Annotated in this window: 23 protein-coding genes; 2 read left to right on the top strand and 21 right to left on the bottom strand. The window is 33.1% G+C overall.

The window, feature by feature from the left end; genetic code table 11:
• Window positions 1–94: 94 nt before the first annotated feature.
• A complete protein-coding gene (gene dusB, locus HYN56_RS05480; RefSeq protein ID WP_109191263.1) occupies window positions 95–1,087 on the top strand; it encodes a tRNA dihydrouridine synthase DusB in 993 nt (330 codons plus the stop codon).
• 67 nt (window positions 1,088–1,154) lie between these two features.
• Here the strand turns inward: dusB and HYN56_RS05475 are convergent, their stop codons facing one another.
• The 6 genes from HYN56_RS05475 to rbfA all read right to left on the bottom strand — a co-directional run bounded on the left by HYN56_RS05475 (window position 1,155) and on the right by rbfA (window position 5,655).
• Window positions 1,155–1,430: a Txe/YoeB family addiction module toxin gene (locus HYN56_RS05475; protein ID WP_109191262.1), complete on the bottom strand. Its 276-nt coding sequence runs from the start codon at window positions 1,428–1,430 to the stop codon at window positions 1,155–1,157.
• Between the two features lie 5 nt (window positions 1,431–1,435).
• Window positions 1,436–1,693, bottom strand: coding sequence for a type II toxin-antitoxin system Phd/YefM family antitoxin (locus tag HYN56_RS05470; RefSeq protein ID WP_109191261.1), 258 nt, complete (start codon window positions 1,691–1,693; stop codon window positions 1,436–1,438).
• A gap of 88 nt (window positions 1,694–1,781) precedes the next feature.
• On the bottom strand, window positions 1,782–2,390 hold the full coding sequence (locus HYN56_RS05465; protein ID WP_109191260.1) for an N-acetylmuramoyl-L-alanine amidase family protein: 609 nt from the start codon (window positions 2,388–2,390) through the stop codon (window positions 1,782–1,784).
• A 71-nt stretch (window positions 2,391–2,461) separates the two neighbouring features.
• Window positions 2,462–3,889, bottom strand: a complete 1,428-nt coding sequence (locus tag HYN56_RS05460; protein ID WP_109191259.1) for an MATE family efflux transporter — start codon at window positions 3,887–3,889, stop codon at window positions 2,462–2,464.
• 172 nt (window positions 3,890–4,061) lie between these two features.
• Complete coding sequence (locus HYN56_RS05455) at window positions 4,062–5,261, bottom strand: ABC transporter permease (protein ID WP_109191258.1); 1,200 nt, start codon at window positions 5,259–5,261, stop codon at window positions 4,062–4,064.
• 1 nt (window position 5,262) lies between these two features.
• Entirely contained in the window at window positions 5,263–5,655 is a 393-nt protein-coding gene (gene rbfA, locus HYN56_RS05450) for a 30S ribosome-binding factor RbfA (protein ID WP_091490249.1), read from the bottom strand.
• A 210-nt stretch (window positions 5,656–5,865) separates the two neighbouring features.
• Between rbfA and HYN56_RS05445 the strand changes: the two genes are divergently transcribed.
• Entirely contained in the window at window positions 5,866–6,285 is a 420-nt protein-coding gene (locus HYN56_RS05445) for a CBS domain-containing protein (RefSeq protein ID WP_109191257.1), read from the top strand.
• A gap of 37 nt (window positions 6,286–6,322) precedes the next feature.
• Here HYN56_RS05445 and HYN56_RS05440 read toward each other — a convergent pair whose 3' ends face one another.
• The 15 genes from HYN56_RS05440 to HYN56_RS05365 form a co-directional block, all read right to left on the bottom strand.
• Window positions 6,323–7,576, bottom strand: a complete 1,254-nt coding sequence (locus HYN56_RS05440) for a murein hydrolase activator EnvC family protein (protein ID WP_109191256.1) — start codon at window positions 7,574–7,576, stop codon at window positions 6,323–6,325.
• 24 nt (window positions 7,577–7,600) lie between these two features.
• The gene (locus HYN56_RS05435; RefSeq protein ID WP_109191255.1) at window positions 7,601–8,380 is read right to left on the bottom strand and encodes a DUF4292 domain-containing protein; all 780 of its coding nucleotides are present in this window, start codon (window positions 8,378–8,380) and stop codon (window positions 7,601–7,603) included.
• Between the two features lie 13 nt (window positions 8,381–8,393).
• On the bottom strand, window positions 8,394–9,746 hold the full coding sequence (locus tag HYN56_RS05430) for a tetratricopeptide repeat protein (protein WP_109191254.1): 1,353 nt from the start codon (window positions 9,744–9,746) through the stop codon (window positions 8,394–8,396).
• A gap of 48 nt (window positions 9,747–9,794) precedes the next feature.
• Complete coding sequence (locus HYN56_RS05425) at window positions 9,795–10,811, bottom strand: sugar phosphate nucleotidyltransferase (RefSeq protein ID WP_109191253.1); 1,017 nt, start codon at window positions 10,809–10,811, stop codon at window positions 9,795–9,797.
• A gap of 84 nt (window positions 10,812–10,895) precedes the next feature.
• Window positions 10,896–11,330, bottom strand: coding sequence for a dUTP diphosphatase (dut, locus tag HYN56_RS05420; RefSeq protein WP_109191252.1), 435 nt, complete (start codon window positions 11,328–11,330; stop codon window positions 10,896–10,898).
• Window positions 11,331–11,358: 28 nt separating this feature from the next.
• Complete coding sequence (locus tag HYN56_RS05415; RefSeq protein WP_109191251.1) at window positions 11,359–12,819, bottom strand: lipopolysaccharide biosynthesis protein; 1,461 nt, start codon at window positions 12,817–12,819, stop codon at window positions 11,359–11,361.
• A gap of 95 nt (window positions 12,820–12,914) precedes the next feature.
• Complete coding sequence (locus tag HYN56_RS05410) at window positions 12,915–13,361, bottom strand: GNAT family N-acetyltransferase (RefSeq protein WP_109191250.1); 447 nt, start codon at window positions 13,359–13,361, stop codon at window positions 12,915–12,917.
• A 571-nt stretch (window positions 13,362–13,932) separates the two neighbouring features.
• The gene (gene atpG / locus HYN56_RS05405) at window positions 13,933–14,793 is read right to left on the bottom strand and encodes an ATP synthase F1 subunit gamma (protein WP_109191249.1); all 861 of its coding nucleotides are present in this window, start codon (window positions 14,791–14,793) and stop codon (window positions 13,933–13,935) included.
• A gap of 90 nt (window positions 14,794–14,883) precedes the next feature.
• Window positions 14,884–16,461: a F0F1 ATP synthase subunit alpha gene (gene atpA, locus HYN56_RS05400; RefSeq protein WP_109191248.1), complete on the bottom strand. Its 1,578-nt coding sequence runs from the start codon at window positions 16,459–16,461 to the stop codon at window positions 14,884–14,886.
• Window positions 16,462–16,499: 38 nt separating this feature from the next.
• Window positions 16,500–17,033, bottom strand: coding sequence for an ATP synthase F1 subunit delta (atpH, locus tag HYN56_RS05395; protein ID WP_109191247.1), 534 nt, complete (start codon window positions 17,031–17,033; stop codon window positions 16,500–16,502).
• Window positions 17,034–17,037: 4 nt separating this feature from the next.
• Window positions 17,038–17,538, bottom strand: a complete 501-nt coding sequence (locus HYN56_RS05390; RefSeq protein ID WP_109191246.1) for a F0F1 ATP synthase subunit B — start codon at window positions 17,536–17,538, stop codon at window positions 17,038–17,040.
• 126 nt (window positions 17,539–17,664) lie between these two features.
• Complete coding sequence (gene atpE / locus HYN56_RS05385) at window positions 17,665–17,856, bottom strand: ATP synthase F0 subunit C (RefSeq protein ID WP_109191245.1); 192 nt, start codon at window positions 17,854–17,856, stop codon at window positions 17,665–17,667.
• A gap of 102 nt (window positions 17,857–17,958) precedes the next feature.
• Window positions 17,959–19,110, bottom strand: a complete 1,152-nt coding sequence (gene atpB, locus HYN56_RS05380) for a F0F1 ATP synthase subunit A (RefSeq protein WP_109191244.1) — start codon at window positions 19,108–19,110, stop codon at window positions 17,959–17,961.
• A 568-nt stretch (window positions 19,111–19,678) separates the two neighbouring features.
• On the bottom strand, window positions 19,679–19,903 hold the full coding sequence (locus tag HYN56_RS05370) for an AtpZ/AtpI family protein (protein ID WP_109191242.1): 225 nt from the start codon (window positions 19,901–19,903) through the stop codon (window positions 19,679–19,681).
• Entirely contained in the window at window positions 19,881–20,282 is a 402-nt protein-coding gene (locus HYN56_RS05365) for a bactofilin family protein (RefSeq protein ID WP_109191241.1), read from the bottom strand. Before HYN56_RS05365 ends, HYN56_RS05370 begins: the two co-directional genes overlap by 23 nt.
• Between the last annotated feature and the right edge of the window lies 1 nt (window position 20,283).

Here is a 20,283-nt window from a genome sequence, read left to right as displayed (position 1 = left end):
TAAAAAACCTTTGTCCCTTTGTTACTTTGAGCCTTTGCCACTCGAATTGTGCCAATTCGATTAAAAAGTTGTAATTTTGCAAAAAATTACGAAGATGGTCAAGATTGGCAACATAGAATTACCCGAATTTCCTTTATTACTAGCTCCGATGGAAGATGTAAGCGATCCGCCGTTTCGCAGATTATGCAAAACGCATGGAGCTGACATGATGTATTCTGAGTTTATTTCGTCGGAAGGATTAATTCGTGACGCTATAAAAAGCCGCATGAAGCTGGATATTTTTGATTACGAACGTCCTGTGGGCATTCAAATTTTTGGTGGTGATGAAGAAGCGATGGAAATGTCGTCTAAAATTGTTTCTACTGTAAAACCGGATTTAGTGGATATCAATTTCGGTTGTCCGGTAAAAAAAGTAGTTTGCCGTGGTGCTGGTGCCGGCGTTTTAAAAGATGTCGATTTGATGGTTCGTTTAACCAAAGCGGTTATCAAAGGAACTGATTTACCTGTTACAGTAAAAACCCGTTTAGGATGGGACGAAAACTCAATTAACATTGATGAAGTTGCGGAAAGACTTCAGGATATTGGTGTTCAGGCTTTAACAATTCATGCCAGAACCCGTGCCCAAATGTACAAAGGTCATTCTGACTGGTCGCATATTGCCCGCGTAAAAAACAACCCAAGAATTACGATGCCAATTTTCGGAAACGGCGATATCGACAGCCCGGAAAAAGCGTTAAAATATAAAAATGAATACGGAATTGACGGTATCATGATCGGTCGTGCTGCGATTGGTTATCCGTGGATTTTTAACGAAATCAAACATTTCTTTAAAACAGGTGAACACTTACCTGCTCCAACTGTTATTGATCGTGTTGAAGCTGCGAGAAACCATTTAAAATGGTCGATGGAATGGAAAGGCGAACGTTTGGGAATTGTAGAAATGCGTCGTCATTATACCAATTATTTCAAAGGAATTCATTCCTTTAAAGAATTCAAACAAAAATTAGTTACCACAGATGGGCCTGAGGATTTATTTGCAATTATGAAAGAAATCGAAGAAGTTTATAATGGATATGAGTTTGTTTAAAATATAATTTAGTCTTTGATAAAGAACTGTAAAAAGAAAGACCTTCAAAATTTGAAGGTCTTTCCTTTTAATCATCATAATGGAATCGACATTGTAAAATCACGCACTTCTGATCAACACTTTTCGTTCCTGAAACTTTATAAACCAATCGATGCTCCCCTGTAATTCGACGAGACCAAAAACTTTTTAAATCATGTCTTAAAGGCTCCGGTTTTCCAATCCCTTTAAAAGGATTTTCACGAATAGATTTTATTAATTCTTTTATTTTTATTGCGGTATCTGTATCGTTTTCTAACCAATATTCAAATTCTTCCCAACCATTTTTAGTAAAACAAATGTCCATGTAATCTAAAGTTCATCTAGGTTAAAGTCTACAAGTTTTCCTTTTTCCATTTGTTCCATAGATTCTGAAAGTCTTTTTCTATTTGCTTTAGTTGACAACAAATGCTGTGTTTCTAATATTGAATTGTATTCTTTCATAGAAATTATTACAACCGCATCTTCTTCCGAATTTCTCGGAACAACAATTATTTCTGAAGATTCAGAGACTTCATCAAAGTAATTTTTAATGTTTTTTCTTAAAGTTGATATTGTAATTGCTTTCATTTTTTAGTACTTTTAATTGTACGTTCAAATGTACAAATTTTAAATATCATAAATTCTTTTTGCAAAAGATTTAACTCGTTAGATAATTTTATTCTAATGATTCTAAAATTTTCTTTGCAATTTCAATTTGTCCTTTTTCACTGGTAATATATTTTCTGTCTTTTTCGTTGGATAAATATCCCACTTCTAAAGTAACAGCCGGACAATTAGACTTTTTTAGAATAAAGAAATTAGCACCAGAAACGCTTCCTTTAGACAAATTTTCTGCAGCTACTTTCTGTAATAGGGTTTCAGCACTTTCTTTGGATTGATTGTAAAACTTTCCATCGGCAGCAATATAAGCTTCGGCGCCATTTTTGGTAATATTTTTAGACGCATTTGCATGTAATGAGATTACTAAAGCAGGCTTTAATTTGTTGATGATTGAAACTCTTTCAGCTAATTCTATAGACTGATCTCCATCTCTTAGCAAAACAATTTCAAGATTGTTGTCTTTGTTTTGAATTTGAACGAGTTTAGCAATTCTCTCTACAATTAGTTTTTCCTGTAAACCTCCCCCATAATCTGCACCGAGATCATTTCCACCGTGAGCGGCGTCAATAACAACTATCTTTTTTTCTTCTAATGGTATAAAAGCAAAAAGGCCAAATAAAAATACTGCACTAGCAATTCCTAAAAAATTTCTGTTGAATTTCATAATAAATTAGTTTTTGGTTTTAAGTAAATTCCAACGTAAAAATTTAAGAAATATTGTACAAAGAGTATCTTTTAAACCTGAACCCGCTTCCATTTTCCTCTTTTATAGAAAACAATTCCGGCAAGAGTAATGGCCGTTTCAGCTACAGGAATTGCTATAAAAACTCCAGTTGGTCCCATATTAAAATACTTTGCTAATGCAAAAGCCAAAGGAATTTGAAATAACCAAAACCCAAAGAAATTAATTCCGGTTGGCGTCCAGGTATCTCCTGCTCCATTAAATGTATTAATCAAAACCATTCCAATTCCATAGAAAATAAAACCAACGCTCATGATTTGCAAGGCTTCAACAGCAATGGTTTTTACAGCTTCATCATTCGTAAAAAAGGAAATAATATATTTTCCGAAAACCAGTGTGATCACCATAATCGAAGCCATGAAAATTACATTATATCTGGCGGTTGTCATAACTGATTTCTCTGCGCGTTCAATTTGTTTGGCTCCTAAATTTTGTCCAACCAAAGTTGCGGCGGCATTACTTAATCCCCAGGCCGGAAGAATGAAAAACATCATAATTCTCAACGCGGTCTGATATCCTGCTGATCCATGATCTCCACCGGTTGTTGCTACTAATTTTGCTAAGAAAATCCAGCTGCAGGAAGCAATTACAAATTGTAAAATTCCGGGAGCAGCAATTTTTACTAAGGCTTTGATTTGTGTAAAATCCGGAGCAAAATATGGAATTTTAATTTTTAAAATTCCACTTCCAAAAAATAAGTGATATACCTGATAGAGAACTCCAATACTTCTTCCAAAAGTGGTTGCCAAAGCAGCTCCAACTAATCCAAAGGCAGGAATTGGTCCCAAACCGTTAATTAAAATTGGACATAAAATAATGTTGCAAATATTGGCAATCCAAAGACTTTTCATCGCAATAGCTGCATTTCCTGCTCCACGAAAGATTCCGTTTATTAAGAACAGAAGCATAATACACAAACTGGAACCAATCATAATCTGTGTAAATTGGAAACCATGTTCAGCTGCTTCTGCAGATGCGCCCATGAAAAGTAGGATGTCTTTAGCATAAATAATTCCAAAAACACTCAGTAAACTATTCACCGCAAATGCTACAATTATGGCTTGCATTCCTGCTTTTGCCGCTGCGACCGGATCTTTTTCTCCAATGCGTCTGGCCACAACTGCGGTGGCCGCCATACTCATTCCGATAGCAAGAGAGTAAATTACTGTTAATACAGATTCAGTCAAACCAACCGTCTGAATGGCAAAACTGCTGTGTTTTAAATGTCCAACGAAATACAAATCAACCAATGCAAAAACCGATTCCATCATCATTTCTAAAACCATCGGAATGGCTAATAGAATTACGGCTTTTTTAATACTTCCGGAAGTATAATCAAATGATTCGTCGCCTTTTAAGGCTTGTTTTGTTGTGGTAAAAATTTTGGAAATAAAACTTTCCTTTATAGATGTTTCTGTCATGATATTTTAGGATAAATGAAAAAATTGGTTCAGATGTAGTAATCTGAACTTCAAAATTAAAAACGTAAGTATCCTAATTATTCTAAAAAAATAAAATTAGGATTAGGCAGAAACAATCATATGCTGTAGATTTTCAAGGGAGTAAATATAAGTAATATTTTTTAGGAAGAAATTAATCCAGTAATTTTTTGCTTACACGACTGCTTGCAATTAAAGAAGCAGCAAAACCAAGTGTAACAATAGTGGTCATTACAATTAGAACATTTTCCAGAGAGAAAACAACCGGATAAGCTAATGTTGGAGTAATCATAATCAGCTCATATTGTTGCTGTAAAATAACCAGGATGATTCCTAAAGCAAGTCCGATCAGGCCACCGAAAAAGCTTAATAAAGTTCCCTGAAGTAAAAAGATTCTTCTGAGATAACCAACTTCTGCTCCAAGATTAAAAAGGGTTTTAAGATTTCCTTTTTTCTCTAAAATCATCATAATCAAAGCACCGACCAAATTAAAAAGAGCGACAATGATTACTAAAGTAAAAATCAGATAAACGACAATATTTTCGGTATTGAGCATTTTGTACAAAGACTCATTTAACTGTGCCCTGTTCTTTAAAGTGATTTTGTTTTTAAAAATAGAATTAAGCTGTTTTTTGATTGCATTTTCATCTGCATTTTCTTTTAGCTTAAACTCAATTCCGGAAATTTGATTTGGCTTATACAATAATAATTCCTGCGCAAGACCTAAATCTGCAAATACGTATTTAGAATCTAATTCTTCACTTATTGAATAAATCCCAACAGGAAGAACATCTGTTTTATTAAAAGCTTCTTCAGGATTTTCGATTGCCCCTTTTCCTGGTTTTGGGGCAAAAATCTGAAGTGGGTTTTCAAAATCCATGATTCCCATTGAGAAATTTTGAGCTAATCCATAACCAATTACAACCTGAAAACTATCCGGTTTAAGCCATTGACCATTATAAAGTTTTTTCTTTATATCGTTAACAACGGCATAAGTGCTATCAACTCCTTTTAAATAAGTAACCTGCTGTTTGTCTTTAAACAAAAACAAAACACGCTCTTCTATAATTTTGGTGTATGAGGCAACACCATCCATTTTCTTGATTTGACTTTCCTGATCCGGTGTAATAAAAAATGACTTTCCGTATGTACTTGTCAGTTTTAAATCAGGATCGATTTCGTTTGTAAACGAGAGACTGAAAACTTTTAATCCGCTGAAGACGGATAAAACCACAAACAAAGCCATAGTACCAACAATGATTCCCATGCTGGCAATTCGGTTAATAATATTGATAGCATTATTTTTACTGCTGCTAAAAATATAACGTTTGGCTATGTATAAAGGGAAATTCAAATTACGACTTTCTTCTCTTTTCTAAAAGGTCACGATTTTCTATTGGGTTTTCTTTTCCTGCAAGTGCATTGTCAATTTTCTCAATATAATCTAAAGAGTCGTCGATAAAGAAAACTAAATTTGGAACACGACGTAACTGCAAACGTACGCGCTGTGACAAATCATGTTTGATTAAAGTTGTATTTGTTTTAATTGCCTCTAAAGTCTCTTTGGCTTTTTCTTGTGGAAAAATACTTAAATATACTGTTGCTACAGACAAATCTGTAGTTACACTTACTTTGGACACTGAAATTACTAAATTAGAAATTCCGTTTTTTCTCACTTCACCTTGCAGGATATCAACCAGATCTTTCTGGAGGACACCGCCTATTTTTTTCTGTCTATTTGTTTCCATCCTGCAAAAATACTATTTTTAAATTCAATCGTAGCAATTTCAAACGAACTTGAATCGTAATTTTTATTGTTTGAAATCAGAATTAAATCTTCTTACTGTAAATAGTAACTACCTAAAATACTACTTATTCTTATTTTTTGTACTGATAAAAATCATCTAATTAGTTTCAAATAATTTTCATATTTGATATAAATCTAACACCATCAAATTATGAAAAAGAGAGAACCGGTAAGTCACATTATGACAAAGAGTGTTATAACTGTAAATCAAAATGATAATTTAAAAAATGTTGTAAACAAATTAAAAGCTAATTCTATTCGTCATATTCCTGTGGTTAACGGAAAAGAAGTTGTTGGAATTATCAGCCGCACCGATATTAACCGTCTTACTTTTGGTGCATTATTTGACGGACAAGAGGGAGCAGATGAAGCTGTATTAGAAATGCTCACTATTCCTCAGGTTATGACTTCTAAACCAAAGACAGTTTCATCAGAACTTATTATTAGGGACTTAGCTGAAATTTTTGTAAAAGAAGAATTTCATGCCGCACCAGTTGTTGATAAAGGAGAATTAAAGGGAATTGTCACCACCACAGATGTTTTAAAATATTTCCTGGAAGAAAATTATTAGTCAATAAAAAGGGAGCAAATTTGCTCCCTTTTGTTTTTTATCTGCTTTGCAGCCATCCTTCCGGATTGTTGTTTGAAGTATTTTGAAGAATCAGGAATTTAATGATTGTTTTTCCTGTATCTCCGCTTGTTCTTACTTTTCCAATATTTTGTTTAATCGTCACTTTGTCTCCCTGACTAACAGAAACCGAACTTAGGTTTTGATATACTGTAAAGAAATCCCCATGTTGAATTACAACTGCTTTGTTTACCGGTGATAAAACGATTACTTTAGAAACTTCTCCTGCAAATACTGCTCTGGCGCTGGCACCATCTTCAGTTGTAATCTCAACTCCTGAATTGTGTACCGTAATCGAAGGATGCAATGGGTGAGGCTGATCTCCGTACCCAAGAGAAATAAATCCTTTTTCTACCGGCCACGGCAATCTTCCTCTGTTCGCTTTAAAATCGGCTGCTAAAATTTTGTCTTCTGGTGTCAACGCAATTTTAGAAGAAGAAACCGGTGCTTTTGCTTCGCTGGAACCTGGGTTTGCTTTTGCTCTTTCTGCTGCAGCTTTTCTATTGGCTTCAGCAATTGCTTCACGAATTAAACGATCAATTTGTTTATCAATTCGTTTTGCTTCACTTTGTTTGGATCGAATATCGGCAGCAATTTTATTTTTATCTTTTTTAAGCGAATTAACCAATTTTTGCTGTTCTTTTTTCTCTGCTTCAAGCGTTACTTTCTCTTTTTGGTTTTCGGCAATAATCTTCTTTTTTACTTGTCTTTGTCCGTCAAGTTTTGCATTAAAATCAACTAATTGTGCTGTTTTTGACTGAATTTCAAGGCCTTGATTTTTTCTGAAATTAGTATATTGCTTTAAATACTGTGCTCTTTTATAAGCTTGTAAAAAACTCTCTGAAGATAAAATAAACATGGCACGGCTTTGTTCAGATCGGCTTTTGTACGATTTTAAAATCATTTCCGCGTAATCTTCTTTTAAGACTTTTAATTCTTTTTTCAGTTTATTAACCTGAACCTGATTAATATACATGTCATTACTAATCAGTCTTTCCTGTTTTGCTGTAGTATTGATTAATTTCTCTTTCAGTTTGATTTTATTTGCCTGAATCAAATATTCATTCACAGCAGATTTCTCTTTTTTTCGAACAGACTGAAGCATTTTTTCATTGTCTCTGATTTCCTGCTGAATTTGAGCTTTACGCTGTTCCAGTTTTTCTTGCTGAGAATCCTGCGCCCATACAAAAGTAGTGGCACAAACTAAAACTAGACTTAGGAGAAATTTTGGCATGTTTCTATTTTTATTTTTGCAAATTTACTTAATTGTCATTTTTTTATAACCACTCGGAACACTGTAAGGGAAAGAAAGTTGTTCATTAAATGAAATATTGTTGTAATTCAAATTAATGCTTGTTTTTCCTTTTGGCTGTACCGCATTGATTTCAATACTTGTCGGGAGTATTCCCTGATCGAAAGTTTTGCTGTCTGAGTATGCAATCTGTAAAGTTCTGTTTTCTGATGGCTGTGAAATTTCCTCTTTCTGAATTAAATATTTTTCGCCATCTAAGAAAAAGGTTTTCTTCAAATTCGCATCTTTCTCTTCGTCCAGTCTAAAAAGGTTTTCAACAATTGTCTGTGTATATTTTCCTTTTCTTAAATCATCAAAAGCTTCACCAACCAGTAAGTTTTGTACTTTACTATAATCTAAATCTGTTCCCAGCCATTTACTTAAACTAGTAAAATCTCCTTCGTAATAAGTGCTGTTTATTTTCTCATAATAACTTACTGCATCAGGAGTTATTAAAGCCTTCGCCATTGTGATTCCCAAAAAACGAACGCTTATTAAAATCTGTTTGTCTTTTTCAATTCTGATTTCAGCTGTAACATTTTGGCTTTGTTTCTCATCAACATATTTTGCACTTGCTTTTATGTACAAAGTAGAAAAATCTAATTTATTATCGTAATGTTTTTCAATTACTTTCTTCTCTTCTTTTGGTGCAACTATTGGGCTTGTATTATTTTGTACTGCTACTGCTTTCGTCTTACATGATACAACCGCAATCGAAAGAATTAGTACTGCTATATATTTTTTCATCTGAGTTTCTCCTTTATTTTTTTTTCTTTAATATTTCATTTGCCTTCAAAAAGTATTCCTCTTTTTTCTTAGCATCTCCCAATCCATTGTATGCTTCTCCTAATTGAATATTAAAATTTGATTCTAATTTTACATCATCAACAACATAATCAAGACCCATTTCTAAAACGGTTTTTGCATTTTTAAACTGCTTTTGCTGGTTGCTTCCTAATCCTGCATAATAATAAAATTGAGCCTGACTCGGATATACTTCAATCAGCATCATGGCTCTTTTGGTCATTGGTTCAAATTGTTTGGTCTGAGAATACGCTTCCAATAATAACATATTGGTTTCTAGCTCTGTGTCTGAATTGGCTTTTAAATCTTTTTCATAATATTTAATCGCATTCTCAAACTGACCTTTACTATGATAAAACTTTCCAATTTCTTTGGCAACGTCAACATTTGGATCATTATCAAAATAAGAAATAGCTTTTTCTAAATCGGCAGAATATTGTGGATTTTTATTGACGTAAATCAAAAATTCATTCAAAGTTCTGTGTTTGATTTTTGAATCGATTTTTGAGCTTGCCAAAATCACATTCATCGATTTGATAGCTTTATCTGCCTGATTGGCATCTAAGTATGTCTTAAACAAACTAACCTGCGCCCATTCTGAATTTGGGATTTCTTTGGCTAATTGTTTGGCAACATCCAGAGATTTCTCATTTTCATTGTTTTTTGAATACAAAAGAATGAGATTCAAATAATTGGATTCTTCTTTTGGATCTTTTTTAATCTGTTGAATCAAATTATCAATTTCTGCATTCTGATATTTCCCCTGCGATAAAATCTGTGCCTTATAAATCTCACGATCTGACGATTTTCCAAACTTTTCATTCATTTCGTTAATCGCAATTAATGCTTTATCATACTGATTGGTAATCATGTATAACGAAATCAAATCGTCTTTATACTCCTCGTCAAAAACAATTATTTTCTGAATCGTTTCAATCGCAAGCGGATAGTTTTTGGTTTCATAACTTACATCGTAAATTCCCAGCCAAAACCATTTGTTTTTAGGATCTAACTGCGTTGCTTTTTCAAAATTATCCTGTGCGTTTCGATATTCTTTAAGAGCAAAATAGTTTTTTCCTAATTCAAAATAAGCCACAGCGTCATTGGGTTTTAGTTTGATACATTTCTCCAATGACACAATAGCTTTATCGTAATTTTCAATTCCTTTTTGTTTTAATGATTCATAAAATGAGTCTTGATATTCGTCAGTTGCCATAGCAATATCTTCGGGTTCTGTCTGTGCAAAAACCGAAAACGATGTGCTGAATAAAGCAAGAAACAAAACAGTAAAAACTCTTTTTTTGATCATTTTTAAAAACTACATTTTAAACAAAACGAAACTTTCTTAATTTTTATTTTATTCTAAAACAGCATAATCTCCAATACTGATACTGGTAAATTTACCATCATAACTTACATGATTTCCAATCATTGCGTTATCCAAGTCAGCATTTTTGATTTGAGAATAAGTCTGGATCAAACTGTTTTTGATGGTACTGTCTGTTACATGACATCCGTTTCCTAAAGAAACATTTGGTCCAATCGTAGTGTTTTTCAAAACAACATTTTCTCCAATGTAACATGGCGGAATAATTGTTGAGTTTTCTAATGTCACACCATAATCTACTAAATGTTCTCCATCGTTATGAAGAAAACCAAGCATTCTTGTATTAGTTTCTACAGTAACATCTTTGTTTCCGCAATCCATCCATTCATCAACACTTCCGGTTTTAAAAACTTTTCCGTTTGCCATCATCGCTTTGATACCATCATTAATCTGGTATTCTCCGCCATTTTTGATATTATTATCCAAAACATTCTGAAGTTCATTTCTCAAAACTCCAATTTCTTTGAAATAATAAATTCCGATAACGGCTAAATCACTTACGAATTCCTTTGGTTTTTCAACCAATTCAATAATTTCGTTATTCTGATTTAATTTCACCACACCAAAAGCTTCCGGCTGATCTACTTGTTTTACCCAGATTACAGCGTCTGCCGATGGATCTAATTCAAAATCAGCTCTAATTAAAGTATCTGCATAAGCAATAACAGCAGGTCCTGACAAAGAATCTTTAGCACACATAATGGCATGACCCGTTCCTAAAGGCTGATCTTGACGGTAAATTGAAGCTTTTGCTCCTAAACCTTTTGCTAAATCTGTTAAACTTGCTACAACATCATCTCCAAAAAAAGCTTCATCACCTAAAACAAAGGCAACTTCTTCAATTGGTTCTTTCAATATTTTAGCAATATCTTCAACTAAACGGTGTACTATAGATTTTCCTGCAATAGGAATTAATGGTTTTGGAACAGTTAATGTATGAGGCCTCAATCTCGATCCACGGCCTGCCATTGGGACAATTATTTTCATTTTTTATTTGATTTTATGGGAAGATCAAAAAATCTTCATTGGGTTTGGTCTTTCTTTTTATGGTGTTTTTGCTAAATACAAAAACTATTTCACACCTGTACTTCCAAAGCCTCCTTCACCTCTTAATGTTTCAGTAAGTGTTTCAACTTCAATCCATTCTGCTCTTTCGTGTTTTGCAATAATTAGCTGGGCAATTCTTTCTCCGTTTTCAATTACAAATTCCTCATTTGATAAATTTACTAAAATTACTCCTATTTCTCCTCTGTAATCTGCATCAACAGTTCCCGGTGAATTTAAAACTGTTACTCCTTTTTTTGCTGCCAGTCCGCTTCTTGGTCTTACCTGTGCTTCGTAACCAATTGGTAATTCAATAAAAAGTCCGGTTTTTACAATCGTTCTTTCTAAAGGTTTTAACGTAATTGGTTCTGAAATATTGGCACGCAAATCCATTCCTGCAGAAGCGATGGTTTCGTAATTTGGTAAATCGTGTTGTGATTTATTGATAATTTGAATTTTCATTTTTAAATATAAAATTTTTAAACGTCGCTTATTTTTTCTTCATTATACCTTTAATAGTATCTTTTTCGAAATGGTAAACTAAATACATAAAAGCTAGAAGAAGTGGGATTCCAACATAATATTTCTCTCTAAATCCGTAAAACGAAATAACAGAAAATAATATCGAAACTCCTAAATAAGCACCAATTTTGTTCATATCATAAGGAATTGGATAATATTTATTTCCTAAAATATAAGAAATAAGCATCATACTTCCGTAAGCAGAAATGGTCGCAATGGCAGAACCATAATAGCTGTATTTTGGTATTAAAAGATAATTTAAAACCAAAGTGACAATGGCTCCTACAATAGAAATGTAAGCTCCAATTTTTGTTTTATCTGTCAGTTTATACCAAACCGAAAGATTATTGTAAATTCCTAAAAAGAAATTTGCCAAAATAATAAGCGGTACCACTTTCATGGCTTCCCAATAGGTTTTATTATCTAATAATAAATATTTTAAAACATCAGCAAATACAATAACTCCCAATAAAATTAGAGAGCCCAGTATCACAAAATATTTTGTAATTACGGCATAAGTCTGCGGAGCATTTTCGTTTTTCGCATGACTGAAAAAGAAAGGTTCAATTCCTAGTCTGAAAGCTGTCGCAAACAGCACCATGAACAATCCTAATTTATAACAAGCAGAATAAGCTCCAACTTCAGATTTTGCTAAATTTTCAGGAAGCAGATAACCTAAAAGAATTTTATCAAAATGCTCATTTACAGCAAAAGCTAATCCAGCTACTAAAATTGGAAGTCCGTATTTCATCATTCTTTTCCAAAGTTCCGGATCGAATTTTCGTCCAAGCGAAAGGTAATTTGGAGAAAGCACAATAAATGTTGCCAAACTTGCTAAAAGGTTTGCAATGAAAATATAGGCAATCTGAAAGTTTTCTACATATAAATTATCCCAAACAGAATTTGGATTTGCTTCTGCTAATTTTGGCAGATACATTAAGAAGAAAATATTCAGTAACAAATTAATAACTACATTTCCTATTTTAATTGCTGCATAAACCATTGGTCTCTGGTTAGCTCTTAATTTTGAAAATGGAATTAAAACCAAAGCATCCAAAACTAAAATCCAGACAGTATAAGTGATATACTGAACGTCAACCTCGGCTAAATTCGCCAGCGTATTCCTAAATATCAACGCAACAAATAAGAAAATAATTGAAGTCCAGAATATCGAAATCGTAGAAGTTGCAATTACATTTTTCTTGTCATCTTCGGCGCTATAGAATCTAAAGAAAGCCGTTTCCATACCGTAAGAAAGTACTACGTTAAAGAAAACCATCCAGGATAATACAATCGAAACTTCTCCATATTCGGCAGTGGGAAGAATTCCTGTATATAATCTCACTAATAAAAAACTCAGCATTCTTGGTAAAACTGTTGCCAGTCCGTAAATTGCCGTTTGCTTAAATAGATTTTTATATAATCCCAAAATATAATTGTAATAATGTTTGTAGGACAAAAATAACCATTTCTTTTGTTTAATGGTGTTTTTGTTGACGTAATAAAGAAAAGTTGTGTTTGTTTTTAAACAGTCATTTTGGTTTCGTCTAATATTTTTACAAAATGAAACCCTTTCGGTGCATAACCTTGATTGTAGTAAAAACGATGAGCATCAAAATTTCCTGTAAAGGCATCGAGAACTATACTGCTGCAATTTAATTCTATCGCTTTTTTCTCGATATAATCAGTTAGCATTTTTCCAATTCCTCTAGATCGAAATTCCGGATTAACCACAAAATTGTCTATTTCAAGATATTTGCCCGTCCATAATTTTGTAGCCGACCAGCATCCTGTTAAGCCTAGACAAACAGCATTTTCAAAAACTGCAATCTGAGTATAATTATGAGGCACCATTTCTTTAAGATAATTCTCGTATTTCTCTAAGCTAAGCTTAGGATATAAGTGCCTAATTATCTCAATTTGAAATAACATTTCTTGCAACGTAATTAGTTCTTTTATAGAAAGATTCATGAATTTATTATTAAAATATAAACAAAAATAAGTAAACTTTAAGTTAAGACTTATATAATTAAAAATCAATGACATGTGAAATATATAAATTAGACATGAAAATTATGTAACTTTTTTTAGACAGTCTTTTCCTAAATTTGTTTCACAGGGATTGAGAAAGCTAAATACAACCCTTATAAAAAAGGAAGCACTGGGACTAATAAAGCTTGTTTGTTCCCATAAAAGACAAAGCATAAGGGATTGATTCAGCTGTAATGTAACCCTAATAAAAACAGAGCACCGGGACTAATAAAGCTTGTTTGTTCCCATAAAAGACAAAGCACAAGGGATTGATTCTGCTGTATTGTAACCCTTAAAAAAACAGAGCCCTGGGATTAATAAAGCTAGTTTGTTCCCATAAAAGACAAAGCACAGCAGAGTTTATCTGTCAATTTTTATAAAATGGTAGTGATTCTCAACTTTATATATTTTGAGAATCACCATTTTATAAAAGTTATTTTTAAAAAAGAAAAAACTTCCAATAAAAAAAAGCCAGCAAATGCTGGCTTTTTTTTATATATTTTGGAATAAATTATCCATTTAAAGCTTCTGCTCCACCAACAATTTCCAAAATCTCACTAGTAATAGCAGCCTGACGCGCTTTATTATAAGTTAATTTCAATTGGTTTCGTAATTCAGTTGCATTATCTGTTGCTTTGTGCATTGCAGTCATACGTGCTCCATGCTCTGAAGCAAATGAATCACGGATACCTTTATACAATTGCGTTTTTAATGACTTAGGAATTAAAGTCAGTACAATCTCTTCTTTTGAAGGCTCGTAAATATAATCTCCAGTAGAAGTAGTAACGTCAGATTTAATAGGAGCTAACGGTAAAAATTGTTCAGTCTGAACGATTTGAGTCGCAGCATTTTTAAACTGATTGTAAACTAATTCAATTCTATCATATTCTCCAGACAAAAATTTCTCTGTAAGATTATCAGCGATTCCAGCAACATTTTCAAAAGTTAAATGATCAAAAATAGCATTATGATGACCGTGTACTTTATGAGTTTTGCTTAAAGCATCGTTTCCTTTTTTACCAATAGCAAAAACATCTACTTGTTTTCCTTGGTAAAAAGCAGTACGATTTTTAATCTCTTTAATAATATTTGAATTGAAAGCACCACACAAACCTCTGTTAGAAGTTATAGCTACAAGCAATACTTTTTTTACTTCACGTTGTGTAGTGTAATCTCCTCCAACTTCACCTTCAAGTGATGCAGAAAGATCTTGCAATAACTCCGTTAATTTCTCGGCATAAGGACGCATTGCAGTGATTGCATCTTGTGCTTTCTTCAGCTTTGCAGCAGAAACCATTTTCATCGCAGACGTAATCTGCATCGTTGATGAAACGGAAGTAATTCTATTACGGATTTCCTTTAAATTTGCCATCTATTAATTAGAAAATGTGACAATCTGAAAATTAGATAATTAGAAAAATGTTAACTCATTTCCTAATTATCTAATTAACGAATTATCTAATTAGTTATATTTTGCTGAGATTTCTTTTGCTGCTTTTTCGATAACATCTGTAATAGCGTCATCTAATTTACCAGCTTTTAACGCGTTAAGCGTATCTTTATGTTTACTGTTTAAGTAAGCTAAGAAATCAGCTTCAAATTCTTTTACTTTTTCTACAGGAACGTTTCTTAATAAGTTTTTAGAACCAGCGTAGATAATAGCTACTTGGTTTTCAACTGTATAAGGATCATTTAAACCTTGTTTCAAGATCTCAACGTTTCTTTTTCCTTTTTCGATTACGTTTAAAGTAACTGAATCTAAGTCAGAACCAAATTTAGCGAAAGCTTCTAATTCACGGAATTGAGCCTGGTCTAATTTTAAAGTTCCAGAAACTTTTTTCATTGATTTAATTTGAGCATTACCTCCAACACGAGATACAGAGATACCTACGTTAATTGCAGGACGAACCCCAGAGTTGAACAAATCTCCATCAAGGAAAATCTGACCATCTGTAATAGAGATTACGTTTGTTGGGATATATGCAGAAACGTCACCAGCTTGAGTTTCGATAATTGGCAATGCAGTTAATGAACCACCACCTTTTACGATAGATTTGATAGAATCTGGTAAATCGTTCATGTTTTTAGCGATACCATCATCAGCAATTACTTTACAAGCACGTTCTAATAAACGAGAGTGTAAGTAGAAAACGTCTCCAGGGTAAGCCTCACGTCCCGGTGGTCTTCTTAATAAAAGAGAAACCTCACGGTAAGCAACAGCTTGTTTAGACAAGTCATCATACACAATAAGTGCTGGACGACCTGAATCTCTGAAGTATTCTCCAATTGCAGCACCAGCGAATGGAGCGTAAACTTGCATTGGAGCTGGATCAGAAGCATTAGCAGCAACAATAACGGTATAAGCCATTGCTCCTTTTTCTTCTAACATTTTTGCAATTCCTGCTACAGTTGAAGCTTTTTGTCCAATTGCAACATATATACAGAATACAGGTTTTCCTGCATCGTAAAATTCTTTTTGATTTAAGATTGTATCGATACAAACAGTTGATTTACCTGTTTGACGGTCACCGATTACAAGCTCACGCTGACCACGTCCAACCGGGATCATAGCATCAACTGCTTTTACTCCTGTTTGTAATGGCTCAGTTACTGGCTGACGGAAGATAACTCCAGGTGCTTTTCTTTCTAAAGGCATTTCGTATAAGTCTCCACCGATTGGTCCTTTTCCATCAATTGGAAAACCAAGAGTGTTAACAACACGTCCTACCATTTGCTCACCTACTTTAAGAGAAGCAATACGTTGAGTTCTTTTTGCAGTAGATCCTTCTTTAAGTCCAGTTGATGGTCCTAAAAGTACAACCCCAACATTATCCTCTTCAAGATTCAATACGATACCTTCCATACCGTTATCGAATTCTACTAACTCTCCATATTGTACATTAGATAGCCCGTAAACACGAGCAATACCGTCTCCAACTTGAAGTACTGTTCCTACTTCCTCTAGCGTAGCACCAGATTCAAAACCTTCTACTTGCTTTCTTAATATTGCTGAAATTTCAGCAGGTTTGATTTCCGCCATCTTAATTTATAATTTAGACACTTTTTGTGTTATAAAAACTAATTACTTAACTCTCTTTTTAATACTTGTAATCTGTTTGCAACAGAAGCGTTGTATTGATTATCTCCTATTCTCAAAATAAATCCACCAATAATGGAAGGATCTACTATATTTTCAATTGTAATTTTTTTATCTGATAAAGTTGCAATTTTTGCTAAAACTTTAGCTTCTAATTCTGCATCCATCGGAATAGCTGTTGTAACTTTTGCCACTTCAATTCCGTTGCTTTGATCAAATACTTTACTATATTCTACTGCAATTGCATCTAGAATTTCAAATCTTTTGTTTTCAAATAATAAATGAAATAAACCTTTAGTTACACCATTTACATCTGAGAAAACTTCTAAAAGAGCACTTTCTTTAACTTCAACTTTTGTTGTTGGGTTCTGAATAAAGGTACTCAATTCTGCATTAGTCTCAATTGCATTTGCAATTGATTTCATATCGTTATTTACAGCTTCGGCAACACCTTTAGAGTTTGCTAAGTCTAGAATTGCTTTTGCATAACGAATTGCTGCTCTTGTACTTGCCATAATCTTAGTTTAACTTTACGTCACCTAACATTTTCTCAACTAATTTAGTTTGAGCTTCTTTGTTAGATAATTCTTCTTTCAATAATTTCTCAGCAATGCTTAACGATAAAGTTGAAACCTGAGATTTCAATTCTGCCATAGCAGCATTTTTTTCGCTTTCGATAGCCGCTTTAGCCTGCTCGATCATTTTTTGACCTTGTGCCTGTGCTTCGTTTTTAGAATCAGTAATCATCTTCTCTTTCATTTCGCGAGCTTCTTTCAACATAGCATCACGTTCTGCACGAGCTTCATTCAAAATTCTTTGGTTATCTGCCTGAAGATTTTGCATTTCTTGTCTTGCATTTTCAGCAGAAAGTAATGCGTCTTTAATTCCTTGTTCTCTATCATTTACTGCATCAAGAATAGGTTTCCATGCAAATTTTTTCAACAAGAAAATTAATCCAACAAATATTAATACTTGCCAAAAGAACAAACCGAACTCGAACTGATTTATTAACTTTTCCATTATATAGAATTATAAATTTTAAATTATATCTTTTTAAACTACTGCAAAGAGCAATTTTATTTTAATGTTTCATTTTTAAAACAATAGTTACAACCAACCGTTGCAACTATTGTTCTTGTGTTTTAATTAAGCAGCGAATAACGCAGCGAAACCAATACCTTCAATAAGCGCAGCAGCGATAAGCATAGCTGTTTGGATTTTTCCTGAAGCTTCTGGTTGACGAGCGATAGCGTCCATTGCTGAACCACCAATTCTACCAATACCTACTGCTGCTCCGATTACGATTAATCCTGCTCCAATGTAATTTAAACCGTTCATATTTGTATATATTAAAAATTAAACATTCAATTTTGATTTTAGATTTTTGAATGTAGATTTTAGATTATTATAAATCTGAAATCTAAACTCTGAAATCTAATTTTAGTGGTGCCCCTCCTCTTCGTGGTGGTGCTCTTCTACTGCTGAACCAAAATAAAGTGCAGACAGCATAGTAAAAATATAGGCTTGTAAAAATGCTACTAGAATCTCTAGTATAGAAAGTACAAATGATAATCCGAAAGATAATGTACTTCCAATCCAGCTTTTAAAGATAAACATTAAACCAATGATACTCATTAATACGATGTGACCTGCAAAAATATTTGCGTACAAACGAATCATTAATGAAAATGGTTTAATAAAAACTCCCAACAATTCAATTGGTGCCAAAATAATTCTCATTGGTTTTGGTACACCCGGCATCCAGAAAATGTGACCCCAGTAATTTTTATTTGCTGAAAAGTTTGTTATTAAGAAAGTAAGGATTGCTAAAGCAAATGTAACTGTGAAGTTTCCTGTTGCGTTAATTCCTAGCGGAGTTAATCCGAAGATATTTAAAAACAATACAAAGAAAAATATAGTCAATAAATAACTCATGTATTTTTTATAATGCTTTTCTCCAATGTTTGGAATAGCAACATCATCACGGATGAAAAGAACTAAAGGTTCAAAAAATCTTCCAACTCCAGAAGATATTCCTCCATTTTTAGCATAAGATTTTGCTAAGCTTGTAAATAACCAGAACATTAATAAAGCGGCAACCATAATAGAAAGTACCGTTTTTGTAATTGAGAAGTCTAAAGGACGAACATTTGTTGGATGACCTGTTTTCTCATCTTCAGTAATTGTACCCTTAGCATCTGTTCTGTAAATTTTACCATCGTGGTGGTTGATCACATAATAGTTACCGTTTGATTCAGCTACTTCATGTCCGTGGTGGAATTTAGAAGAAGAAAAAATGTGTAAACCATTATCCCAAAGAATTACCGGTAATGGAAAACCATAATATTTACCTGTCTCATCATCTTGTGTTAATGTAAAATCATGAGAGTCTAAAACGTGATGACCAATAAAGGCTTTAATCTTAGATTTAATATCTGTTGGCTCTGCATGATGATCTTCTGCAGCACCTTCATGGGTTGCTTCAGTTTGAACATGCGCTGAGTCTTTTTCAGTATTTGAAAAACTCATTAATGGAAGACAAGCTACAAAAGCAGCAAGAATAAAGCTGAGTGGTTTGTTTGAAATCACCATATCTTGGAAAATCTTATTTTTTACGTTTCTAAAATTTGGTGCAAAGGTACATTTTTTATTAATATTCAAAAGGATATGAAAAATTATTTTTAAACCTAGTTTTAAAGAATTGTTATTTTAACGCTTTTCATTTAATAATCGGGCAGTTAAAATCGTCTGAAATAACAAAAAGAGAAGAAATGTTAGAAAAAAGTTCTTTTTTTCGACAGGCAGGTTCTGAATATTGTTTGACAAAATGAGTCTTAAAAATCCATAATACAAAAACATTTGAATAAAAGTTCCGAGCATGAAAAGCATTCCAACGCTGTCAAATTTATTTTTCCTTATTAGTAACAAACCTATTAATAATAAGGTCGAAAAAAACAAAAAGATCAAATACAATATTTCCAGACTGAAATAGAAATTCTGTTCTTGTATCTTAAGAATAAAAAAAACTCCTTTATGAATTATATAGGAAATAAATGCTACTATATATAGGTAAAGAATAAGTCCGTATTTTTTTAAAAACATTTTCAATAAATTTTCTGCAAAGATGCAATATTTATTTAATGCTGTTTTAAAACGAAGACTACTTTGTTTTGTTGATTTCGTTTACCTGACGAAATACATTGTATAGTGCCAGAGCAACACCAACCATAATTAAGATTTTATGGTAATATACTTTTTCGTTCGGATGATTTTCATCGAGCCAGCTTCCCAAATAAGAAAACAAAAAAATGATTACACCCATTTGTATCGGAATATTAATGAGTGCAATCCATTTATTTCTATTATTCTTCGGTTCCTTTTCCATCTTCTAACATAATTACCGGATTTGAATGTGTTAACATCGCACAGGTTGCTGTGAAGTCTGCTCCAGGCTCTATTGAAAGCTTTCCTACTGCTACTTCTCCATGAATTTGCGCAGTTGATTTAATATTGAGGATTTCTAAAACTTTTATTTTTCCGTGAAATACTCCTTCTATATCGGCATTGTTACAGATAATTTCTCCTTTGACTGATCCTTTGGCTCCTATTACAATTTTTCCCTGCGAAGTAAAATTTCCAATCAATTCACCGTCTAATCTAAAATCAGCTTTTGACACTATGTCTCCAACTATTGACGTTCCTTCTACTATTCGGTTCGTTTTTCCTAATTGTTCTGTTCCGTTTTTCTTTACTTTTTCAAACATT

The organism is Flavobacterium crocinum (assembly GCF_003122385.1).
Taxonomy (GTDB): Bacteria; Bacteroidota; Bacteroidia; order Flavobacteriales; family Flavobacteriaceae; genus Flavobacterium; species Flavobacterium crocinum.
This window is presented reverse-complemented; position numbering and strand designations above follow the sequence as displayed.

Excerpts from the sequence above, each read along its gene's own strand:
- dusB (WP_109191263.1), top strand. The coding sequence starts at position 95 with ATGGTCAAGATTGGCAACATAGAATTACCCGAATTTCCTTTATTACTA.
- HYN56_RS05475 (WP_109191262.1), bottom strand. The coding sequence starts at position 1,430 with ATGGACATTTGTTTTACTAAAAATGGTTGGGAAGAATTTGAATATTGG.
- HYN56_RS05470 (WP_109191261.1), bottom strand. The coding sequence starts at position 1,693 with ATGAAAGCAATTACAATATCAACTTTAAGAAAAAACATTAAAAATTAC.
- HYN56_RS05465 (WP_109191260.1), bottom strand. The coding sequence starts at position 2,390 with ATGAAATTCAACAGAAATTTTTTAGGAATTGCTAGTGCAGTATTTTTA.
- HYN56_RS05460 (WP_109191259.1), bottom strand. The coding sequence starts at position 3,889 with ATGACAGAAACATCTATAAAGGAAAGTTTTATTTCCAAAATTTTTACC.
- rbfA (WP_091490249.1), bottom strand. The coding sequence starts at position 5,655 with ATGGAAACAAATAGACAGAAAAAAATAGGCGGTGTCCTCCAGAAAGAT.
- HYN56_RS05445 (WP_109191257.1), top strand. The coding sequence starts at position 5,866 with ATGAAAAAGAGAGAACCGGTAAGTCACATTATGACAAAGAGTGTTATA.
- HYN56_RS05440 (WP_109191256.1), bottom strand. The coding sequence starts at position 7,576 with ATGCCAAAATTTCTCCTAAGTCTAGTTTTAGTTTGTGCCACTACTTTT.
- HYN56_RS05435 (WP_109191255.1), bottom strand. The coding sequence starts at position 8,380 with ATGAAAAAATATATAGCAGTACTAATTCTTTCGATTGCGGTTGTATCA.
- HYN56_RS05430 (WP_109191254.1), bottom strand. The coding sequence starts at position 9,746 with ATGATCAAAAAAAGAGTTTTTACTGTTTTGTTTCTTGCTTTATTCAGC.
- HYN56_RS05425 (WP_109191253.1), bottom strand. The coding sequence starts at position 10,811 with ATGAAAATAATTGTCCCAATGGCAGGCCGTGGATCGAGATTGAGGCCT.
- dut (WP_109191252.1), bottom strand. The coding sequence starts at position 11,330 with ATGAAAATTCAAATTATCAATAAATCACAACACGATTTACCAAATTAC.
- HYN56_RS05410 (WP_109191250.1), bottom strand. The coding sequence starts at position 13,361 with ATGAATCTTTCTATAAAAGAACTAATTACGTTGCAAGAAATGTTATTT.
- atpG (WP_109191249.1), bottom strand. The coding sequence starts at position 14,793 with ATGGCAAATTTAAAGGAAATCCGTAATAGAATTACTTCCGTTTCATCA.
- atpA (WP_109191248.1), bottom strand. The coding sequence starts at position 16,461 with ATGGCGGAAATCAAACCTGCTGAAATTTCAGCAATATTAAGAAAGCAA.
- atpH (WP_109191247.1), bottom strand. The coding sequence starts at position 17,033 with ATGGCAAGTACAAGAGCAGCAATTCGTTATGCAAAAGCAATTCTAGAC.
- HYN56_RS05390 (WP_109191246.1), bottom strand. The coding sequence starts at position 17,538 with ATGGAAAAGTTAATAAATCAGTTCGAGTTCGGTTTGTTCTTTTGGCAA.
- atpE (WP_109191245.1), bottom strand. The coding sequence starts at position 17,856 with ATGAACGGTTTAAATTACATTGGAGCAGGATTAATCGTAATCGGAGCA.
- atpB (WP_109191244.1), bottom strand. The coding sequence starts at position 19,110 with ATGGTGATTTCAAACAAACCACTCAGCTTTATTCTTGCTGCTTTTGTA.
- HYN56_RS05370 (WP_109191242.1), bottom strand. The coding sequence starts at position 19,903 with ATGGAAAAGGAACCGAAGAATAATAGAAATAAATGGATTGCACTCATT.
- HYN56_RS05365 (WP_109191241.1), bottom strand. The coding sequence starts at position 20,282 with ATGTTTGAAAAAGTAAAGAAAAACGGAACAGAACAATTAGGAAAAACG.